Annotated in this window: 15 protein-coding genes; 7 read left to right on the top strand and 8 right to left on the bottom strand. The window is 71.8% G+C overall.

Features of this window, described 5'->3' with window-relative positions:
* Positions 1 to 298 precede the first annotated feature (298 nt).
* Complete coding sequence (locus G3I60_RS26500; protein WP_239070260.1) at positions 299 to 556, bottom strand: helix-turn-helix domain-containing protein; 258 nt, start codon at positions 554 to 556, stop codon at positions 299 to 301.
* 536 nt (positions 557 to 1,092) lie between these two features.
* Here G3I60_RS26500 and panD point away from each other — a divergent pair.
* The 4 genes from panD (at position 1,093) to G3I60_RS26480 (ending at position 7,983) form a co-directional block, all read left to right on the top strand.
* Positions 1,093 to 1,518, top strand: a complete 426-nt coding sequence (gene panD, locus G3I60_RS26495) for an aspartate 1-decarboxylase (RefSeq protein ID WP_164607813.1) — start codon at positions 1,093 to 1,095, stop codon at positions 1,516 to 1,518.
* A gap of 132 nt (positions 1,519 to 1,650) precedes the next feature.
* The gene (locus tag G3I60_RS26490) at positions 1,651 to 2,718 is read left to right on the top strand and encodes a LuxR family transcriptional regulator (protein WP_164293478.1); all 1,068 of its coding nucleotides are present in this window, start codon (positions 1,651 to 1,653) and stop codon (positions 2,716 to 2,718) included.
* A 212-nt stretch (positions 2,719 to 2,930) separates the two neighbouring features.
* On the top strand, positions 2,931 to 7,031 hold the full coding sequence (locus G3I60_RS26485; protein WP_343240927.1) for a carboxypeptidase regulatory-like domain-containing protein: 4,101 nt from the start codon (positions 2,931 to 2,933) through the stop codon (positions 7,029 to 7,031).
* Positions 7,032 to 7,131: 100 nt separating this feature from the next.
* On the top strand, positions 7,132 to 7,983 hold the full coding sequence (locus tag G3I60_RS26480) for a hypothetical protein (RefSeq protein WP_138354207.1): 852 nt from the start codon (positions 7,132 to 7,134) through the stop codon (positions 7,981 to 7,983).
* Between the two features lie 3 nt (positions 7,984 to 7,986).
* On the opposite strand, the gene G3I60_RS26475 is transcribed toward G3I60_RS26480, so the two are convergent.
* On the bottom strand, positions 7,987 to 8,982 hold the full coding sequence (locus G3I60_RS26475; protein WP_164293479.1) for a helix-turn-helix transcriptional regulator: 996 nt from the start codon (positions 8,980 to 8,982) through the stop codon (positions 7,987 to 7,989).
* A gap of 196 nt (positions 8,983 to 9,178) precedes the next feature.
* On the opposite strand from G3I60_RS26475, the gene G3I60_RS26470 reads away from it, so the two are divergent.
* Entirely contained in the window at positions 9,179 to 10,588 is a 1,410-nt protein-coding gene (locus G3I60_RS26470) for an alpha/beta fold hydrolase (protein ID WP_164293480.1), read from the top strand.
* Between the two features lie 337 nt (positions 10,589 to 10,925).
* On the opposite strand, the gene G3I60_RS26465 is transcribed toward G3I60_RS26470, so the two are convergent.
* Complete coding sequence (locus tag G3I60_RS26465; protein WP_239070257.1) at positions 10,926 to 11,795, bottom strand: serine protease; 870 nt, start codon at positions 11,793 to 11,795, stop codon at positions 10,926 to 10,928.
* 202 nt (positions 11,796 to 11,997) lie between these two features.
* Positions 11,998 to 12,519, bottom strand: a complete 522-nt coding sequence (locus tag G3I60_RS26460; protein WP_203673879.1) for a DUF309 domain-containing protein — start codon at positions 12,517 to 12,519, stop codon at positions 11,998 to 12,000.
* A gap of 206 nt (positions 12,520 to 12,725) precedes the next feature.
* On the opposite strand from G3I60_RS26460, the gene G3I60_RS26455 reads away from it, so the two are divergent.
* The gene (locus G3I60_RS26455; protein ID WP_343240929.1) at positions 12,726 to 13,511 is read left to right on the top strand and encodes a L,D-transpeptidase family protein; all 786 of its coding nucleotides are present in this window, start codon (positions 12,726 to 12,728) and stop codon (positions 13,509 to 13,511) included.
* 261 nt (positions 13,512 to 13,772) lie between these two features.
* Here the strand turns inward: G3I60_RS26455 and G3I60_RS26450 are convergent, their stop codons facing one another.
* From G3I60_RS26450 to G3I60_RS26435, 4 genes are all read right to left on the bottom strand, one after another.
* Positions 13,773 to 13,994, bottom strand: a complete 222-nt coding sequence (locus G3I60_RS26450) for a hypothetical protein (RefSeq protein ID WP_138354203.1) — start codon at positions 13,992 to 13,994, stop codon at positions 13,773 to 13,775.
* A gap of 304 nt (positions 13,995 to 14,298) precedes the next feature.
* Entirely contained in the window at positions 14,299 to 14,946 is a 648-nt protein-coding gene (locus G3I60_RS26445) for a TNT domain-containing protein (protein WP_164293482.1), read from the bottom strand.
* 232 nt (positions 14,947 to 15,178) lie between these two features.
* Entirely contained in the window at positions 15,179 to 16,159 is a 981-nt protein-coding gene (locus tag G3I60_RS26440) for an acyl-CoA dehydrogenase family protein (protein WP_164293483.1), read from the bottom strand.
* Positions 16,159 to 17,316, bottom strand: a complete 1,158-nt coding sequence (locus G3I60_RS26435) for an acyl-CoA dehydrogenase family protein (RefSeq protein ID WP_164293484.1) — start codon at positions 17,314 to 17,316, stop codon at positions 16,159 to 16,161. The genes G3I60_RS26440 and G3I60_RS26435 overlap by 1 nt, the downstream gene beginning before the upstream one ends.
* Positions 17,317 to 17,405: 89 nt before the next feature.
* Here G3I60_RS26435 and G3I60_RS26430 point away from each other — a divergent pair, with 89 nt between their 5' ends.
* The gene (locus tag G3I60_RS26430; protein WP_164293485.1) at positions 17,406 to 18,203 is read left to right on the top strand and encodes an SDR family oxidoreductase; all 798 of its coding nucleotides are present in this window, start codon (positions 17,406 to 17,408) and stop codon (positions 18,201 to 18,203) included.
* Positions 18,204 to 18,255: the final 52 nt, after the last annotated feature.

Genomic DNA, 18,255 nt, shown 5'->3' with positions numbered 1-18,255 from the left:
CGCCAGGACGGCCACACCAACATCGCCGCCGCCCTACGACACACCGCCCGCGACTACCGCCGCCCCGTCCAGACCCTCGGCCTCACCTGACAAAACCGGACCGATCACGATCTTGCGAAGGACCCTGGGTTGCAGATGGCCAGCATTCGGCTGTTGCCGGTCAGGAGGTTGTTCGTACCAGCGCCGATGCCGCGGGTATTGCCGCCGGCCTCGTCCACGATGATCAGTAGTCGCGGGGTGCCGGGGGATCCCAATGACTTTCCTACGCTCCTTGCCTCGACGCGCCCGATGTACCCGGTCAATGGATCTTTTGGTGCTCCAGCCACTTAAAGACCTCAGTCCTCTTGTAGAGGACCTTGGCATTCCGGCCACGGCCGAGCTTGTACCCCTTCAAGCCGAGCTTCGAAGCTTCCTTGTAGACCCAGCTGGTGGACATATTGAGCATCATCGCGACCTCGGCTGTGTCCAGAAGCACCGGCTCGACAGGGCGACGTTCGTGTGCCGGGCAGGTCATGGCCTCACGGCGACTAGGGACTATGGGCGAGGATTCGAGCAAGATATCTTCCCGGGGTTCTGGTCGGACGGGTCAGTGGATCTGCGGTTGATTCGTTCGCTTGTTCACGCGTGCTGTGAGCGCCTGCTGATTGCCACCGCCAGGTGCCTCTCGCGGACAGCGGAAATAATCCGGAGAATCGCCGGTTTGGCTAACCGGCGAAGTGCCGCTATGTTGCTGCGCCGCTCGGGCCGTAGTCGACGGCTCACTCCGCGGCGATTGATAAAGAACGACATGTCGAGGTTTGGGAGGATGCGTCGCCTCGCGCAAAGGAGTCGACGGCTTACTGTTTGGGTGGCCCTGATCGCGTCCTGGTTGGTGGTTGCGTAGGCTGACCTCGCCTCGGCGAGGCGGACGCCGTTTGCCTGTGGATGATCTTCGATATGACTGATGGACCGTCAGGGAAGTCAGCAATTAGTCAGCATCAGTCCTCAAAAACCAGGCGAAAGCTGACCGAACATGCGACTCGTTGTAAGGTAGAGAAACTGCCCTTGACCTGCATAAACGCAGGCAGGGAGCCTAGGTCCAGGAGTGCCTCGATGCTGCGTACAATGTTCAAGTCCAAGATCCACCGAGCCCGGGTGACCGAGGCCGACCTGCACTACGTGGGCTCGGTGACGATCGACGCCGACCTCATGGAGGCGGCCGACCTCCTGCCGGGTGAGCTGGTCCATATCGTCGACATCGACAACGGCGCCCGGCTGGAGACGTACGTCATCGAGGGCGAGCGCGGTTCGGGTGTGATCGGGATCAACGGGGCCGCGGCGCATCTCGTGCACCCTGGCGATCTGGTCATCCTGATCAGCTACGCCCAGGTCGACGACGCCGAGGCGCGCGCCCTGAAGCCGAAGATCGTGCATGTCGGCGAGGGCAACCGGATCGTCGCGCTGGGCGCGGACCCGTCCGAGCCGGTTCCCGGCAGTGCGACCGTACGCGGCCCGCACGCCGTGGGCTCCACCGCGTAGCCGGTCGGGCCGCGCGGGTCCTTAAGTGGTGGCAGTGCGCGGGCGACCCTGCACGTCACGCTACGTATCGGCTGTGTGACATACCCGCATTCCGGGGGATCCGCGCGCCGACTCCGGCTAGTGTGCCCGATCATGACCGAACGTCCGTTTGAGGCCCTGGGGTTGAGCGCCGATGCGGACCGGGCCTACGGGTTACTGGTGGCCACGCGCGGTGTGGCGGCGGCCGGGCTGGCCCGGGACCTCGGGGTGCCGGTGACGCGGGCCGAGGCGGTCTGCGCGGAGCTCGGGGCGCGCGGGCTGGCCCGGTCCGGCGGTGACGGGCGCTGGTATCCGGCGCCACCGCGGGTCGGACTGCTGCCGCTCGTGGCCAGGACCCAGGAACAGCTGCGGCAGGGGCGGGAGTTGCTGGACCGGCTGGCGGTGGAGTACCAGCGGGTGCACGAGGGGTACCGGTCCGAGGAGATCGTCCAGGTCGTGGAGGGCTACGGCGCGGCCGGCCTGTGGGCCGAGCAACTGCGGCGCTCCGCGCGGACCGAGGTCGCCTCGTTCGTCCGCGGCCCGTTTCCCGCGGACGGCGAGTGGCACGACCCGCTGGACGTGGCGGAGCGGCTCGACGAGGGCGTCCGCCACCGGGTGGTGCGCGACCGGACGGCGTTGGAGACCCCCGGCGCCCTGGGCGGCGCGGGCGGCAGGCGAGCGGCCTGCGAGGAGGTCCGGGTGGCGCAGAGCCTGCCGATGCGGCTCTGCATCGCCGACCGGTCGCTGGCTCTGCTGCCGCTGGCCCCCGAGGTCGAAGTGCCGGGCCCGGCCATGTTGTTGGTGCGTCCCAGTGGTCTGCTGGACGCTCTCGTCGCGCTCTTCGAGGCGGTGTGGGCGTCGAGTACGCCGTTGCGGGAGCGGGGTTCCGGTGGGCGCAGTGCCGTCCAGTTGCGGATCCTGGCGATGCTGGTGAACGGCAGCACCGACCAGGCGATGGCCCGCGCGCTCGGGGTCGCCGTCCGTACGGTGCAGCGCCATCTCGCGGTGATGGAGCGTGCGGCGGGCGTGGAGAACCGCGTCCAACTCGTCTGGCACGCGGCCCGGCACGGCTGGCTCGACGAGCCGGGCGCGGCGAAGGGCGCCGGGGTGGGCGGTGCCGCCGGTGGGCAGGCGAACAGGGCCGCGAACGAGGCCGCAGACGGAGCCGCGGCGTCCGATTGACAGGAACGTGACGCCGAATGCCGGGTCGATGACTGTCAGGTATCCGACAACCTTGTCACGTTCCGCTGATACGGCTGAGGCGTAGGAATACGCAAGCGGTCCATTGGACCCGCTGTCGGCCGGTCGACCCCTGTACCGGCCGGCTCCGGTCAGATTCCAGGAGTCCTGCTTTGCGTATACCCATACAGCGGCGGCCCGGAAGACGCAGAGGCGTGGCGTCGGTCATCGCCGCCGCCGCCTCTGCCACCGTGGCCCTGCTCGGTCTCCAACTGCCCGCCGCCGCAACGGCGTCGGCCGCCCCCTCCGCCGCCCGGCCCGATGTCACGGCCCAGTGCGGCGCCGCCAAGCCCGGTCAGTTCAGCTGCTTCGCGCTGCGCCGCACCGACCTGCGCGGCACCGTCGGGATCAACGCGGCGACCCCGAACGGCTTCGGCCCCGGGGACCTGCAGAGCGCCTACGCGCTCCCCGCCGACGGCGGCGCCGGCCAGACCGTGGCCATCGTCGACGCCTACGACAACCCGACCGCGGAGGCCGACCTCGCGGTCTACCGGGCGCAGTACGGACTCCCGGCCTGCACCACCGCCAACGGCTGCTTCAAGAAGGTCAGTCAGCGCGGCGGCACCGACTACCCGGCTCCCGACCCCGGCTGGGCGGGTGAGATCTCGCTGGACGTCGACATGGTGTCGGCGGCCGCCCCCAACGCCCACATCCTGCTGGTCGAGGCGGACGACCCCAGCTTCGAGAACCTCGGCGCGGCGGTGGACCAGGCGGTCGCACTCGGCGCCAAGTACGTCTCCAACTCGTACGGCACGGGCTACGACTCCACGCCCGGCAGCGGCGAGGACCCGTCGGAGACCACGGCGATGGACCCGTACTACAACCACCCGGGCGTGGCCATCGTGGCGTCCTCGGGTGACAGCGACTACGGCGTCAGCTACCCGGCGGCCTCCCAGTACGTGACCTCCGTCGGCGGAACCGCGCTGGCCAGGGACGCGGGCAGCGGCCGTGGCTGGACGGAGTCGGTCTGGCACAACTCGTACGGCGGGCCCGGTTCCGGGTGCTCGCTCTACGAGCCCAAGCCGGCCTTCCAGACGGACACGCCCTGCGCCAAGCGCGCGGTGGCGGACGTCTCGGCGGTCTCCGACCCGCTGACCGGTGTCGCGGTCTACCAGACCTACGGAGCCTCCGGCTGGTCGGTGTACGGCGGCACCAGCGCCGCCTCGCCGATCATCGCGGGCGTGTACGCCGCGGCCGGCACCCCCGGCGCCGGCACCTACCCGAACGCGTACCCGTACGCGAAGCCCGGTTCGCTCAACGACGTGACCACGGGCATCAACGGCACCTGCACGCCGGCCTACCTGTGCACCGCGGGCACCGGCTACGACGGCCCGACCGGCCTCGGCACCCCGAACGGCCTCGACGCCTTCCGCAGCGGACCGCACGGCGTGATCTCCGGTACGGTCACCGACCACGCCACCGGCGCGCCACTGGCCGGAGCGCAGGTCAAGGCAGGTGACCACAGCGCCGTCAGCGACGCCGCCGGCGGCTACAAGCTCGACATCCCGCCGGGCAGCTACGACGTCTCGGCGAGCGCCTACGGCTACGCCACGAAGACCGTCGCCTCGGTCGTCCTGACCGACGGCGGTACGGTCACCCAGTCGTTCGCCCTGGACGCCGTGCCGCGCCAGACCGTCTCCGGCAAGGTCGCCGACGGATCCGGGCACGGCTGGCCGCTCTACGCGAAGATCACCGTGAACGGAGTACCGGGCGGCCCGGTGTTCACCGACCCGGCCACCGGCGCGTACCAGCTGACGCTCCCGCAGGGCGTCTCCTACACCCTGCACGTCACCGCGGCCTACACCGGCTACCAGTCGGTCGACAAGGTCGTCGCGGTCGGCACCGCCGACCAGACCGTGAACGTCGCCGTCCCGGTCGACGCGATCGCCGCGCAGGCTCCCGGCTACGCCGTCCACCTCAACGGCGCGACCGAACCGTTCGACTCCACCACCACCGCGCCCGCGGGCTGGAGCGTGACCAACGCCGACGGCACGACCGGCGGCTGGGGCTTCGACGACGCCGGCAAGCGCACCAACAAGACCGGTGGCACCGGCGGCTTCGCCATCATCGACAGCGACCACATCGGCAGCGGCAAGCACCAGGACAGCCAGCTGCTCTCCCCGTCGTTCGACCTGACCGGGAAGACCACCCCGGTGGTCGGCTTCGACACCGAGTACAAGGGCTACTCCAACTCGACCGCCGACGTGGACGTCAGCGCCGACGGCGGGACCACCTGGACCACGCTGTGGCACCAGACGACCACCTCGCTCCTCGGCCCCCAGCACGTGGACCTGCCGCTGACCGCCTACGCGGGCAAGAGCGACGTCCGGCTGCGCTTCCACTACTCCGGCACCTGGGCCTACTGGTGGGAGCTGGACAACGTCTTCGTCGGCCAGCGTTCCTACGACCCGGTCCCCGGCGGCCTGGTGGTCGGCAACGTGACGGACGCCAACACCCACACCGGTGTCAACGGTGCGACGGTGACCAGCGCCGACGCCCCCGCGGAGAAGACCACGACCGCGGCGACCCCGGACGACGCGGCGCTCGGTGACGGCTTCTACTGGGTGTTCTCGCACCTGACCGGAAAGCACCCCTTCGCGGCAGCGGCCGCCGGCTACTCCAAGGCCAGTGCCACCGCGAACGTGCCGCCGGACGGCACCGTCCGCGCCGACCTCGCGCTCAAGGCGGGCCGGCTGCAGGTCACTCCCGGCGCCATCAGCAAGACGGCCGCCTGGGGCGGCACCGCCACCCAGAAGGTGACGGTGAAGAACACCGGCACCGCTCCCGCCACCCTGAACGTCGGCGAGACCGCGGGTGACTTCGTCATCGCGAAGACCGGCGGAGCCCCGCTGAACCTCGTGAAGACCAGCACGTCCAAGCTGGCGCTCACGTCGGACAAGGCGCCCCGGGTCACCCCCGCGGCGCAGGGTGCGGCCGGCACCGCCTGGCAGACGATCGCCGACCTGCCGGTGACCACGGGCGACAACGCCGTGGGCGTCGCCAACGGCACCGTCTACTCGGGCTTCGGCTTCACCGGGGCCGCGGACACCAGCGACCTGTACGCCTACGACACGACCGCGGGCACCTGGACCAAGAAGGCCGCCGCGGCCGACACCCGTGAGGCACCCGCCCACGGAGTCATCGGCGGCAAGTTCTACATCGCGGGCGGCTGGGGAGCCTCCGGCGCTCCGGACGCCAAGCTGGAGATCTACGACACCGCGGCCAACACCTGGTCCACCGGCGCGGCGACCCCCAAGCCGTACGCCGGCTCGGGCAGCGCCGTCGTCAACGACAAGCTGTACGTCGTCGGCGGCTGCACCGCGACCGCCTGCGGCACGACCGACGTGTCGGTCTACAACGCGGCGTCCAACAGCTGGTCCGCAGCGGCCGCCTACCCGGAGGCCATCTCCTGGGAGGCGTGCGGCGCCATCAGCGGCAAGCTGTACTGCTCCGGCGGGACCACCGACGCGGGCACCGTCAAGCACGGCTACGTCTACGACCCGGCCACGAACGCCTGGTCGCCGATCGCCGACCAGCCCACCGACCAGTGGGGCACGTCGTACACCTCCGCCAACGGCCTGCTGCTGATCGCCGGCGGCGCCATCAACAGCGGTGCGGCCATCACCAACCAGGCGTGGGCCTACAACCCGGCCGACAACACCTGGAGCGCACTGCCCAACGCCAACGCGTCGGTCTACCGCGGCGGCGCGGGACCGGGCTTCTACGCGATCGGCGGCCTGGCGGGCCAGACGCCCGTCAAGACGGCTGAGCTGCTGCCCGGCTACGACCAGTCGGACAGCGCCGACGTCAGCTGGCTGAGCGAGAGCACGGACAAGCTGACCGTGGCGGCCGGCGCGACGGTCTCGTTCACCGTCACGCTGGACGCGTCGGTCCCGGAGGTCACCCAGCCCGGCACGTTCCACGCCTCGCTGGCGCTGACCAGTGACACCCCTTACCGGCTGGACCCGATCGGTGTCACGTTCACCGTCAAGCCCCCGGCCACCTGGGGCAAGATCACCGGTACGGTGACCGGCGCCGGCACGCCGCTGGCGGGTGCGACCGTCCAGATCAACACCTGGGCGACGCACTACACGCTCAAGACGGGCACGGACGGTACGTACGCCCTGTGGCTCGACGTCCGCAACAACCCGCTCACCCTGATCATCGCCAAGGACGGCTACCAGCCGACCACCACCACCGTGAAGATCAAGAAGGGAGCGGTCACCACCAGTAACTTCAATCTCCTGAAGGATTGACGAAAGGTGAGCTGACCCGCTGAGATCCGTGGAGGGGACCGGGCGAACCGGTCCCCTCCACGCGGGTGGCGGCAGCGCCACCCCAAGGGAAGGCCGCTTCATGAACACCGCCTGGTCCGGACTGATCGACGACGCCGCACTGTTCCCGCCCGGGGACGTACCGCTGCCGCGGGCGCTGCCCGCGCACCTCGGCCACCGGACGGCGTGGTTCGCGGACCTCGTCGGCCCCTTCGTCTTCCCGGCCCCCCGGCTCGGCGAGCTCGCCGCCGCCATCGCGGCGCTCCCCGGCGACGACGTCATCGGCATCGGCCTGACCGTGCCCGGCGGCACCCCGGCCCTGCCGCCCGCGCTGGACCTGCTCGCGAAGGTGTCCGGCGCCCGTCTCGCGGCCGTGGAGATCGCGCTGCCCGACGGCGCCGCGATCGGTGCGGCGCTCGCCGTCCTCGACCGCGAGCTGCCCGCGGACGTCACCGCCCATGTGGAGGTACCGCGCGGCGCCCTCGGCCCGGACGTGGCCGACGCCCTCGCGGCGAGCCGGCACCACGCCAAACTGCGCACCGGCGGCACCGCCGCCGCGGCGTTCCCCGGCGAGGCGGAACTGGCCGGGGCGATCATCACCTGCGCGAGCCGCGGACTGGCCTTCAAATGCACCGCGGGACTGCACCACGCCCTGCGGCACACCGACCCCGCGACCGGCTTCGAGCACCACGGGTTCCTCAACGTCCTGCTGGCCACCGAAGCGGCGCTGGACGGGGCCGGCAGCGACGCGGTGGCGGCGCTGCTCGCCGAGCGGACGGCCGGCACGGTCCGTGACCGCGTCGAGCGGCTCGGCGCCGAAGGCGTCGCGCGGGTGCGCTCCGCCTTCACGTCCGTCGGCTCCTGCAGCGTCCACGAGCCCGTCGACGACCTGACCGCGCTGGGCCTGCTGACCGCACCGGCCGAGCAGGGCTGAGGGCTACCCCGGCGGGGAGGACAGCAGCCGCCCGCCCTGCGGAGTGCGCAGATACAGCACTTCCCGGCCCGACCGCGTGCTGCTGACCAGCCCTGCCCTGCGCAGGACACCCAGGTGGTACGAGACCGTCGCGGGACTGAGGAAGCGGGTGGCGGCCAGCGCCGTGGTGGTCGCCGGCCGGTCGAGCGAGGCGAGCAGATCGGCGCGGGTCGGGCCCAGCAGCCGGGCCAGTTCGGCGCTCGGCGGCGCCCCGTCCGCCGCCGGCGGCCGCGCCGGGTAGATCAGCGCCGGCGGCCGGAGCGGCACCCCCCGGACCGGGTCGATGGAGACGCCGATCGCGTAGGCCACCAGGGACGGCACGAGCAGCACCATCGGCACGGGCAGGGTCACCTCGAAGCGGCTGTCGACGCGGAGGGTTCCGCCGTCCCAGCGGATCGACGGATGCAGCGAGTCGAAGAGGCGGGCGGCGCCGTAGCGGGCCAGGGTCAGGGCCCGCTGGTCGACCTCGGCCTCCAGTACCGCCCGGGCCTGCGGCCAGTGGGCCGCGAAGCCGCTCTCCCAGTAGCGGCCCAGCTCGTCCGCGGCGCGCTCGGCCAGATACCGGCCGCCGCGGTCCAGCGTCTCGCGCACCACGTCCGGCAGTTCCCGTCCCGCCAGCCCGTTCGCGGGGCGGCCGACCCGCACCGCCTCCATTTCGGCGACGACCCGCTCCGGCGGGGTGGTGCGCACCTGCTCCAACTCGTCGGCGACATCGGGGGAGGGGACACTCGGATACGGAGTCAGGAAGTCCGGCAGATAACCGGCCCGGTCCACCGCGAGCGCGGTCAGCAGCGGCAGGTCCTCCCGGCGCAGCAGCCGCCGGGCCCGGTACACCCAGGGGTCCGCGCTCAGCGGTCCCCGCACTCCCCACGGCATCAGGGTGCCGGCCGCCTCGATCAGCGGTGAGACGGCGAACCGGGACCTGGCCAGCCCGGTGGAGTCCACTGCCAGTCGGATCATGCTCTCCCCCGGGGCCCCGCGGCCCGCTCACCCTTTGAACCTCATCGAATCCTGGCACAAACGCTCGCGGTACGGCGGGGCACATAGCAGCCTGTGCGGTGCGGGGGCGCACCGTCGGACGGACGGGGGAGTCCGGGCGGCGCGCCCCCGTTCAGCCGTACAAAACGGCGGAACAACGGGGATTGGGGACGGGTCCATGGTCGCAGTGCGGTTCCGCAGACGGACGATGACGGGGCTGGTGGCCCTGGCGGCCGCCGGCGCGCTCACAGCAGGGGCGGCCCCCACGGCCGTTCCCGCCGGGGCGCCTGCCACCGCGCCCCAGCGCACGGGTCACCTCACCGGGCAGGCGCCGTGCCCGGGGCAGGAGAAATTCACCTGCGCCACCCTCGCCGTCCCGCTCGACCACTCCGGGCGCACCCATGGCACCCTGGCGCTCAGCGTGGCCATGACCGGCAACACCCGGGCACCCAAGGGCGATCTGATCTTTCTCGCCGGAGGACCGGGACAGCCGGGCGTGCCCCTCATGACCAGGATCGCGGGCATCATGGCGCCCGTACTCGGCCAGTACCGGATGATCATGATCGACCAGCGGGGCACCGGCGCGGGCGCGCTCCAATGCCCGCAACTCCAGAAGGAGATGGGATCCTCCGACCTGACGCCGCCCACTCCCCAGGCCGTCAAGGACTGCGCGGCCGCCATCGGCCCCGACCGGCGCTACTTCAGCACCGCCGACACCGTCGGCGACCTGGACCTGCTGCGGCAGGCGCTGGGCGCCCGCAGGATCACCCTGGACGGCGTCTCCTACGGCACCTTCGTCGCCGAACGGTACGCACTGGCGCACCCGGACCGGGTCAACCGGCTGGTGCTGGACTCGGTGGTGCCGCAGCAGGGCGACAACCTGCCGGACCTGACCACCCTCACCGCCACCGCCCGGGTGCTGCGCGCCGCCTGCGCGGCCACCGCGTGCACCACCGACCCGGCCCGTGACCTCGCCCAGGTGGTGCGGACCTACCACAACGGGCCCGCCGTCCTGGACATGATCACCACCTACGAGTTCGTCGACCCCGACTTCAAGGGCGTCCCCGAGGCGCTGCACCTGGCGGCGGCAGGCCAGCCGCAGACCTTGCAGGGGTACATCGACGGCACCCGGGAAGGGTCGGCGGCCACGGCCGAGCAACTCAGCCAGGGTCTGCACGCCAGCACGCTGTGCGCCGACTACCGCTACCCGTGGGGTACGTCCGACACTCCGGTCGACGGCCGGGCCGCGACGCTGGACCGGGTCGAGCGCAAGCTCGCACCGGCCCGCACCTGGCCCTTCGACGCGGCCACCGCCACCCGTAACGGCTTCATCCTCAGCTGCCTGGACTGGCCGCGCGAACCCGTGCCGGCGGCCCCGCCCCGGCACCGGAAACTGCCCCGGGTGCCGGTGCTGCTGCTCGGCGGCGACCGGGACGTGTCCACCCCGATGGAATGGCTCCGCCAGGAGGCGAAGATGGCGCCGCTCGGCCAGGTCGTGATCGTGCCCGGAGCGGCGCACTCCGTGCAGAGCCGGGCCACCAGCGACGCCGGACGCCAGGCGGTGTACGACTTCCTGCTGCGCGGCTGACAGCGGCCCATCGAACGCGAGGCCCCCGCCGGCCCTTCCCCGGGCACCGGCAGGGGCCTCGTCGCTCGTGGCCGTGCTACAGCCCGTCACGAGCCCCGCTCAAGACCGGGCATTGAAGATGGGACCAGGCCAACGACCAGCCCGACCCACCAGGTTGCGCCGCCTGCTGGGTCGGGCCCTTCACCCGCCGTCGGGGCGGGTGAGGGTGTGACAGCGTCGGCCCCGGGATCCGCGGCCAACTCCGGGTCCCGGGGCCGACGTCTACACGCGCGGACCCTGCGCTCCGGCGCCGGTGGGTGATTCGATTTCGCGCAAGCATCTTTTCCATCGAACCGATCTACTGCGAGGCCGCGACGGCCTGCTCGTAAAGGGAACCGATCACGCTGTCGAAGGCCGGGCTGTACGAGACGTCCGGAGTGTCGCCGCCCTCCTCGTAGCCGCCGATGACACCGATGACCGTCCCGGTACCGGTGTCCGGGTCCAGGCCGGTGACCCAGGGGCTACCGCTGGTCCCGCCCGTGTAGTCGCTGCAGGCGATCCGCAGTTGGTCGGCGGTGTACGCCGTGGCGTCGTTGTAGCAGGTGAGCGGTGCGTCCGCGGTGGACGGGTAGCCGGTGATCCGTACGGTGGTGGCCGTCGTCCCGTCGTTGTCGCCGCTACCGCTGGTGCCGATCGTGTAGCCGCCGACCACGTCCTGGATCTCACGGCCGTTCACAGGCGCCACCTCGGCGAACGCCACGTCCAGGTCCTGGTCCGCGCCGCTCGTCCACCCCGGGGCGAGCGTCACGCTCTCCAGCGGCCAGACACCGTACGGTGCTTCGCCGTCGTGGTAACCCGGTACGAAGACCGTGTCGCCGGTACCCCCGGACAGGCAGTGCGCCGCGGTCACGACGACGTTCTTGCCGGCGCTCTGCACCACGCTCGCCGTGCAGTAGTGGCCGCCGGACAGCCCGCCGTCGAAGAGCGCTCCGACCTGCTTGATGCTCGCCGTCGCGTGCACGGTGTTCGACACCCCGGGAAGCCCGGCGAACACAGCGGGCCCACTCACCGCTTCGGAGGCCGCGAACGGCGACTCGCCCGTCGCGACGACCACTCCGGTCCCCGCGACCGTGACGGTCAGCCAGGCCACGACCAGGACACCGGTCCTGCCCAGCAGACGGGACAGGGTATGAACCGTTCCGCGCATGGGCTGCAGACGCTTTTTCATACGGCGGGCCCTCTCTCGTCGCCCCGGTTGACCTGATCATCCCGAGCCAGTGTGAGAGTCCTGTGAGAGCGCTGTGTGAGCGTTCTGAGAAGAGCCGGCAGCGCGGCCAGGTGGCGGTATCGAATGCTTCGCTTGCACGGGCGACTCCTTGAACAGATGAGCGATGTCTTACATCTGTACTTGGGCCGGGCGTCCAAACGCGTTACAGGCCTTCTTCCACCACCAGCCGGGGAGCCGGGGCGCCCTGCGCCGCACCGGGACGGTCCGCCAGCTCGCGGGCCCAGCCGACGAGGCCCGCGATGTCGATCCCGTACGGCGCGGCGTCCCGGTACGGCTCGATGCCGTCAGCGCCCCTGCGCAACAGGGTCGCCGCGCCCGACGCGTTGCCGCGCAGCGCGTGGGTGAGCCCCACGGCGAGCTGTGCCAGGGCGCGCCACAGCGCCCGCTGCGGCTCGTCGGCCGCCTTCCACGCGTCCTCCAGCACCTCATGGGCGTGGAACGGCAGCCCCGCGTCGAGCAGTCGCTGCGCCTCGGCCAGCGACTGCCCGGGGGAGCGCGGCACGCCCTCGGGCTGCCGCTCCACGCCGGGCGCCCCGTACGGCAGGGGCCGGCCGAGTCCGTCGCGCGGCCGGGCGTTGCGGGCCCGCCCCGACGGGTCGCGGTCGCGGTCGTCCGGCAGGGCACTGTCGTACGGGGAGGTCTCGTCCATCGTGCGATTGTTCATCAGTTCCCCTCCCGGATGTGTGAGGGACGGGTCAGGACATCTGGGACGGATGTCGGCCCGGAGGCCCCCAGCGGGCCCGGACTTTGCGAGTATCGCTGCCCATGAGGCCCGTCACAGTGCCCGAAACGCGAACCAGCCATGGCCGCCACCGCGCGCGGCACCGGTCCCGGCGTCGCGCTTCCGGCCGGACGGCCGCCCTGGCCGGGGTGACGACGGTGTTGTCGCTGGCCACCGCAGCGGCCTGGTTCGGGTTCGGTTCCATCGGCCCGATCGACCCCCTCATCGGCCCGCGGTCGCAGGACCGGGCGGCCTCGGTCCCCGCCGTCGTCAGGACCGGCGCAGGGCCCCCGTCGGCGACCGTGGCCGACGCCGCCCAGGACAACGCGCCCGCCGGCCACGCGACCGACCGGATCCCCGGTCTTGGCCCCGCCACCCTCGCGGCGATCCCCACCGCCTCCCACCAGGTACTGCTCGCCTCGGGCCGGGCGAAGGACTCCTCCGACTCCACCGTCACCCTGTGGACGCGGGCCGCCGACGGCCGCTGGCGGGCGGGAGCCGCCTGGCCCGCGCACAACGCCCTGCGCGGCTGGACCGGCACACACCACGAGGGCGATCTGCACAGCCCCGTAGGGATCTTCACGCTCAGCGACGCCGGCGGCTTCAAGCCCGACCCGGGCAGCGGACTGCCGTACCACCACTCCCAGGGCTTCACCGCGGGCGGCACCGGATTCCGCGGCGAGGCGCTGGGCGGGTCCTTCGACTACGTCGTCGCCATCGACTACAACCGCGTGCCGGGCGCGTCCCCGCTGGACAGCAGACAGCCGCTGGGCAAAAGCCGCGGCGGCGGCATCTGGATCCACGTCGACCACGGCGGCCCGACGCACGGCTGCGTCAGCCTGTCCGCAGCACACATGGTCGACCTGCTGCGCGCACTCGACCCGCGGAGCCACCCGGTGATCGCCATGGGCGACGGGGCCTCACTGGCGCGCTGAACCGACCCCCGGGCCGCGAAAGTCATGAGATTCGTGCCGGAGCCGGGGAACTTCACGGGCTGGGAACACGTCTGAACGGTGGGGAGTTGGAGCATGAAGAGATGGTGCGGCGGCCCGGTGGACCGGAGCCGGGATACTGGCCGGCGTCTCGCGCCGGGCGCGGGCATGCCGGAGTTCGAGCCGGCCCTGAGGTCCCTTGGGCTCAGGGCGGCGGGCGGGGAGAATCCTGGCCGCGTCCTTGCGGGGGCGCGGCCAGGAACCTCAGAGCTTCGTTACCTTCGAGTACGGCTTGATGATCCGTACCTGGCGGGATCCGAAGTCGGCAAGCACGGCGACCTCGTCCTCGACACCGATGATTCGGCCGAGTCCATAGACGTCATGCGTTACCCGGTCACCCACCTCGAAGTTCTCGACGGGAGGGGCGACCGGAATCCGGAAGGGGCTGGCGGGCAGGTGGCGGCGGGTCACGGCTGATTTCGTCATTACCCCCAGTATGGCCCCTCTCAGGCCCCTACGGTCCTCCCAGCCGGATCGCTTTCTTCCGGACCACCGTCGCGGAGTACCGCCCGGTAGGCAGCTGATGGTGCCCGGCGGGGCCATCTGCTGAGTTCATCGCGGCAGCGGTCACTGAGCGTGGATCACCGGTAACGGCTTTGGAGGCCGCCATCGGATCTTCCGATTTCCGCCTGCGCGACATCTGTCCACGCCGGAACGCTCCTGTACAGCGTGCTTGCGACTACCGTCGGTTCCGTATCATCACCCTCGGCGGTCGTCCTTTTTGTAGGCCCTAGACAAGCCGCTGCAAATAGCCGTTGGCCACCAGCCACATGACGTTGAGAGCGGTCGGGGAGCCGGGCACGAGGGTCGCGTCCAGCTGGTACTGGAGGCCGTAGCCGGGCTGTGCGAACCAGGGTGCGATCGGTCCCGCGTCCACGGTGAAGGGCTTGAGGACGCGGTAGTCGTGGTAGTTGCAACCGGCCGCGGGAGTGCCGTCCAGGCTCTGCGGCGGGATGGAGCGGTTGGCGTACGGCAGGCCCTCGGGTGCGAGGAAGGAGCCGTACTCACTGCCGAACCGGTCGATGTCCTGGCCGGGGAGCAGGGTCTGCTGCCACTCGACGGGCCGGCCGTCGGGGCCGATGACGTAGCCGTTCTGGGGCGGGTAGATCCAACTGGTGCCGGTGTTGTACGTCGACAGGAACGCCTGCTCGGAGAGCCCGCCCGTGCGCTGGTACAGGAACAGCTCGTTCCCGACGGCGCCCCTGGTGGGCAGCACCTCCGGGCCGAGCCGTGGGTCTCCTTCGAAGAAGGACGCCGAGCACTCGGTCCGTGCGGTGCCGGCGTTCGCCGGCGCGGTGGTGGTGGCAGCGGCGGCACCGGCGGTGGAGAGCAGTAAGGCTCCCGCCACCAGTGAAACGAACAGCTGACGCAGCCTCATATAGCCCCCTGGTCAATCGGGTTGGTCACGAGTTGCAACCGGAGGATCACAGCAGACGCAGTGGGGAGCGGGCAATGGCGCCCAAGCGTTCGAACGGCGGCGAGGGGGCCGGGATCGGAGGCGTAGGGGTTCGAAGTGCTGCCGAGCTATTTGTGGGCCGCCAGGCCCGTAAATAGTCGATTTCGAACCCCTGCGCCGGAGAGCCCGGCCCCCGTACCCAGGACGCACCCGGCTACCCCGAAAGCACCCGCGCCCGACACTCGGCCGGCGTGCCCCACGCCGTGCGCAGCGCGGTCGCCTTGCCGATCCACAACGAAAGGTCGTACTCGGCCGTGTAGCCGATCGCCCCGTGCAGCTGCAGTGCGGTGCGGGCCGCCGCATACGCCGCTTCGCCGCAGGCGACCTTGGCAGCGGCGATGTCGCGGCCCGCGCCCGGCGAGCCGCCGGCCAGTGCCACCGCCGCCCCGTAAAGGAGCGGGCGGGCGAACTCCAGACCGAGGAGGGCGTTCGCGAGCTGGTGCTTGACGGCCTGGAAGCCACCGATGGCGGTGCCGAACTGGGTGCGCTGCTTTACGTAGGCCACCGTCTGTTCCACCAGGGCGAGGCCGGTGCCCAGGGACTGGGCGGCGGTCGCGAAGGAGGCCCAGTCGGCCGCCTCGCGCACGGCGTCCCGTACGGCCGGGCCGGGCATGAGCGGTTCGCCCCCCGTGGGGATGGCGAGCCGGCGGGCGGGGTCGAGCGAGGCGCGGACCGGCCCGTGGCCGGTCGCGAGCGCGAGGCCGTCCGCCACGACATGGAAGACCGCGTCAGCGGCATCCGCGTCCAGGGCGTACGAGCCGGCCGGCGCCAGCGTCACGAGCACCTCGCCGGAGGCGATGCGCGGCAGCCATTCCTTCGCCGGACCGCGGTCTCCCAGTCCCCGCAGGAGGGCGCAGACGGCGATGGTCTCGGCCAGCGGCCCCGGCACCGCGTGCCGGCCCAGCTCCACGAATGCCGCGGCGAGTTCGACGGGGAGCGGTCCGAGGCCGTCGTACTCCTCGGGGACCGCCAGGGCGAAGACGCCGGTCCCGGCGAGACGTTCCCACAGGGCGCGGCCCGGGCCGTGGTCGCCCGCCGACCAGGCGCGGACGACGGCCGGGGTGTCCGCCGCGGCCAGCAGCTGGTCCAGGGTGCGGACGAAGGCGGTCTGTTCGGCGTCGAGCAGGAACCGCATCACCGGCGTCCCTTCGGGAGGCCGAGCAGCCGCTCGGCGATGATGTCGCGCTGGATCTCGTTGGTTCCGGCGTAGATCGGCCCGGCGAGCGAGAAGACGTAGCCCTCCGCCCAGCCGCCGCCGTCGTCCCCGTCGGCGAGCTCGCCGTCGGCGCCGAGCAGGTCGAGGGCGGTCTCGTGCAGCCTGATGTCGAGTTCCGACCAGAAGACCTTGTTGAGGCTGGACTCGGCGCCGATGTCCCCGCCCTCCGCGAGCCGGGAGGCGTTGCCGAAGGTGAAGAGCCGGTAGGCGCGGGCGCCGATCACCGCGTCGGCGACCCGGTCGCGCAGCGCCGTGTCGTGCGGGTCCGCCCGCTCGCGCCACAGCGCGGTCAGACGGTCGGCGGCGGCCAGGAAGCGGCCGGGGCTGCGCAGGGTGAGGCCGCGCTCGTTGCCCGCCGTGCTCATCGCGACCCGCCAGCCCTGGCCGGGGGCGCCGATGACGTCCTCGTCGGGGACGAAGACGTCGTCCAGGAAGAGCTCGGCGAAGGCGGGCTTGCCGTCGAGGCGTCCGATGGGCCGTACCGTCACGCCCGGCGCGTCCAGGGCGAACATCAGGTACGTCAGACCGCGGTGCGGCCGGTCCGCCGCCGGGTCGCTGCGGAAGAGGCCGAACGCGCGGTCGGCGAAGGCGGCGCGGGACGACCAGGTCTTCTGTCCGTTCAGCAGCCAGCCGCCGTCGGCGCGGGTGGCGGTGGAGCGCAGCGAGGCCAGGTCGCTGCCCGCTTCCGGTTCCGACCAGGCCTGCGCCCAGATGGTCGCGCCGCTCGCCATGGCGGGCAGGACGCGGGCGCGCTGCTCGTCGGTGCCGTGCTCGAAGAGGGTCGGGGCGAGCAGGTTGATGCCGTTCTGGCTGACCCGGCCGGGCGCGTTCGCGGCGTAGTACTCCTCCTCGAACACCAGCCAGCGCAGGATCGAGGCGCCCCGGCCGCCGTACTCCTCGGGCCAGGACACCACCGACCAGCGGGCGCCGGACAGCTCGCGCTCCCACTCGCGGTGGGCGGCGAAGCCCTCGGCGGTCTCCAGGGAGGGCAGCGCGGTGGCGGGGACGTGCGCGGCGAGCCAGGCGCGGGCCTCGGCCCGGAACGCGTCCTCCCCGGGCGTGAAGTCGAGGTCCATCGGATTCCGTCCTCCCCTACGAGCCTTCCCTAACAAGTGTTTGGTAGATTAACGTACGCCCCGTCAGCCGTCGAGGAGGAGTTCCGCGTATGACCGCGAACCTGGGTACCCCGCCCCCGTATCCGCAGGGGCACGACCTCCTGGCCGGGCGCACCGCCGTCGTCACCGCGGCGGCGGGCGCCGGTATCGGCGGCGCCACCGCGCGCCGGCTGTTGGAGGAGGGCGCGAGCATCGTCATGGGTGACGCGCACCCCCGCCGGATCAAGGAGTCCGCCGAGGCGCTGGCGGCGGAGTTCGGCGCGGACCGGGTGGCCGGCCTGGCCTGCGACGTGACCAGCGAGGACGACGTCACCGCGCTGTTCGACCTCGCCGAGGAGCGGCACGGACGGCTCGACATCCTCGTCAACAACGCGGGGCTCGGCGGGACCACCGAGCTCGTCGACATGACGGACGAGCAGTGGTCCAAGGTCCTCGACGTCACTCTCGGCGGCACGTTCCGCTGCACCCGTGCCGCACTCCGCCGGATGCGGCGGGCCGGCAGCGGCGGCGTCATCGTCAACAACGCCTCCGTGGTCGGCTGGCGCGCCCAGGCGGGGCAGGCGCACTACGCCGCCGCCAAGGCGGGCGTCATGGCGCTCACCCGCTGCGCCGCCGTCGAGGGGGCCGCCTACGGGGTCAGGGTCAACGCGGTCTCGCCCAGCCTGGCCATGCACCCGCACCTGGCGAAGGTCACCACCCCCGAGCTGCTCGCCGAACTGACCGAGCGGGAAGCCTACGGGCGGTACGCAGAACCGTGGGAGATCGCCAACGTGATCGTCTTCCTGGCCAGCGGCTACTCCTCGTACCTGACCGGCGAGACCGTGTCGGCCAGCAGCCAGCACGCGTGAGGCGAGAATGACCCGGTGCCGAAAAGCAGCCAGAGCAGCAAGAGCAGCAAGA

The sequence above is a fragment of the Streptomyces sp. SID13666 genome, assembly GCF_010548325.1.
In the GTDB taxonomy this organism is placed as follows: domain Bacteria; phylum Actinomycetota; class Actinomycetes; order Streptomycetales; family Streptomycetaceae; genus Actinacidiphila; species Actinacidiphila fildesensis.
The sequence above is the reverse complement of the archived record's forward strand: the minus strand, read 5'-3'. Positions and strand labels throughout refer to the sequence as shown.

Bases quoted from the DNA above. Each gene is read 5' to 3' on its own strand.
- panD (WP_164607813.1), top strand. From the start codon at position 1,093: ATGCTGCGTACAATGTTCAAGTCCAAGATCCACCGAGCCCGGGTGACC.
- G3I60_RS26490 (WP_164293478.1), top strand. From the start codon at position 1,651: ATGACCGAACGTCCGTTTGAGGCCCTGGGGTTGAGCGCCGATGCGGAC.
- G3I60_RS26480 (WP_138354207.1), top strand. From the start codon at position 7,132: ATGAACACCGCCTGGTCCGGACTGATCGACGACGCCGCACTGTTCCCG.
- G3I60_RS26475 (WP_164293479.1), bottom strand. From the start codon at position 8,982: ATGATCCGACTGGCAGTGGACTCCACCGGGCTGGCCAGGTCCCGGTTC.
- G3I60_RS26470 (WP_164293480.1), top strand. From the start codon at position 9,179: ATGGTCGCAGTGCGGTTCCGCAGACGGACGATGACGGGGCTGGTGGCC.
- G3I60_RS26465 (WP_239070257.1), bottom strand. From the start codon at position 11,795: ATGAAAAAGCGTCTGCAGCCCATGCGCGGAACGGTTCATACCCTGTCC.
- G3I60_RS26460 (WP_203673879.1), bottom strand. From the start codon at position 12,519: ATGAACAATCGCACGATGGACGAGACCTCCCCGTACGACAGTGCCCTG.
- G3I60_RS26450 (WP_138354203.1), bottom strand. From the start codon at position 13,994: ATGACGAAATCAGCCGTGACCCGCCGCCACCTGCCCGCCAGCCCCTTC.
- G3I60_RS26445 (WP_164293482.1), bottom strand. From the start codon at position 14,946: ATGAGGCTGCGTCAGCTGTTCGTTTCACTGGTGGCGGGAGCCTTACTG.
- G3I60_RS26440 (WP_164293483.1), bottom strand. From the start codon at position 16,159: ATGCGGTTCCTGCTCGACGCCGAACAGACCGCCTTCGTCCGCACCCTG.
- G3I60_RS26435 (WP_164293484.1), bottom strand. From the start codon at position 17,316: ATGGACCTCGACTTCACGCCCGGGGAGGACGCGTTCCGGGCCGAGGCC.
- G3I60_RS26430 (WP_164293485.1), top strand. From the start codon at position 17,406: ATGACCGCGAACCTGGGTACCCCGCCCCCGTATCCGCAGGGGCACGAC.